Source organism: Streptomyces spinoverrucosus (assembly GCF_006539505.1).
Classification (GTDB): Bacteria; Actinomycetota; Actinomycetes; order Streptomycetales; family Streptomycetaceae; genus Streptomyces; species Streptomyces spinoverrucosus.
The window spans coordinates 1-1,461 of the sequence record NZ_BJND01000176.1; the positions used below are offsets into that span (position 1 = coordinate 1).

Annotated in this window: 1 protein-coding gene; it reads right to left on the minus strand. The window is 69.3% G+C overall.

Features of this window, described 5'->3' with window-relative positions; all coding sequences use genetic code 11:
- Positions 1-25 precede the first annotated feature (25 nt).
- Positions 26-1,228 (minus strand): IS110 family RNA-guided transposase, encoded by a 1,203-nt coding sequence (locus tag SSP24_RS42370; protein WP_141316592.1) that lies wholly within the window; start codon positions 1,226-1,228, stop codon positions 26-28.
- Positions 1,229-1,461 lie beyond the last annotated feature (233 nt).

The window sequence follows — 1,461 nt, forward strand, 5'->3', positions numbered from 1 at the left end:
GGGGGGGGTGCCTCTATGTCTTTCGTCAAGCGAGGCGTGGGGTTCGGGGTTCGTAGAAGGTGCCGTCGCGGAGCATCGCGAACAGCACGTTGATCCTCTGGCGGGCCAGACGGAGGAGCGCCTGGGTGTGGGTCTTTCCTCTGGCCCTGCATTTGTCGTAGTAGGTGCGGGAGGCGGGGTCGTGCAGGGCGGCGAACGCGGACAGGAACATCGCGCGTTTGAGCTGCCGGTTGCCGCCTCTGGGTGCGTGTTCGCCGTGGATCGAGGTCCCGGAGGACTTCGTGGTCGGGGCGAGGCCGGCGTAGGAGGCGAGGTGGGCGGCGGTGGGGAAGCTGGTGCCGTCGCCGACGGTGACCAGCAGTGCGGCAGCGGTCCTGACGCCGACGCCGGGCAGCGACGTCAGGACCTTCGAAAGAGGGTGGTCCTCCAGCAGGGCTGTGATCTGGGCTTCTGCCGCCCGTCTTTGTTCGTGAACGGCGCCCAGCGAGCGGGCCAGCGACGGGATCACGACGTCCAGGGTGCCGGTGCCCGGGACCACGACGGTCTGCTCGTCGAGGGCGTCGAAGACGTCGTCGATCAGCCGCTTCGCCATGCGCGGGGCCTTGGGCCGGATCACCTCGACCAGCCTTCGGCGGCCGGCTTTTCGCAGGCTGGCCGGGGATCCGTAGCGTTCCAGCAGCCAGGTGACCGCCTGGTGATCCAGACGCGGGCCCAGGACCCGTTCCAGCGACGGGTGGAACTGGGTGAGCAGGCCCCGGATCCGGTTGCTGGTGCGGGTCGCCTCGGCCGCCAGATCCTGGTCGAAGCCGACGAGGACGGTGAGTTCGGCGGTGATCTCGTCGGTCAGCTCCAGCGAGCGCAGGGTGTGCGGCATGGTGCGGGCGGCGTCCGCGATCACCGCTGCGTCCTTGGCGTCGGTCTTCGCCTCGCCCGGGTAGAGGTCGGCGATCCGCCGCATCGACAGGCCCGGGAGGTAGGCGATCTGGCAGCCCGTGTCGCGGGCCACCGTCAGCGGCAGGGCGCCGATCGAAGCCGGCTGGTCCACGACGACCAGGACGGTGCCGAACTTCTCGCGGAGCTTGTTGAAGACCTGCCTCAGCTTCGGTTCGGCGTTGGGCAGCTGCTTGTCGAAGACCTTCTTGCCGGCAGGGGTGAGTCCGTGTCCGTGGTGAGCGCTCTTCCCGACATCCAGCCCCAGGAAGACGCCTATCTCGTCGTGCTCGTTCAAGCCGTCCTCCCGAACGGGGCATGCGGTGCTGGCCTGGGCGTTGGCGTCGTGCGCGCATCCACGTTATGCAGACCTATCGCCCGTGTACGGCCGGGCATTGCGCTCGGCCGGGCGGTAGTCGGACCTCTCATCAGCGTCTCCAACGGCGCCTCTCGGGCCCGGTGGCACCACCCCCCAGGTCATCGGTTCGACAGGGGGGACCAGCCATGCCGGGCCCGGAGGCCAGCGGCCCT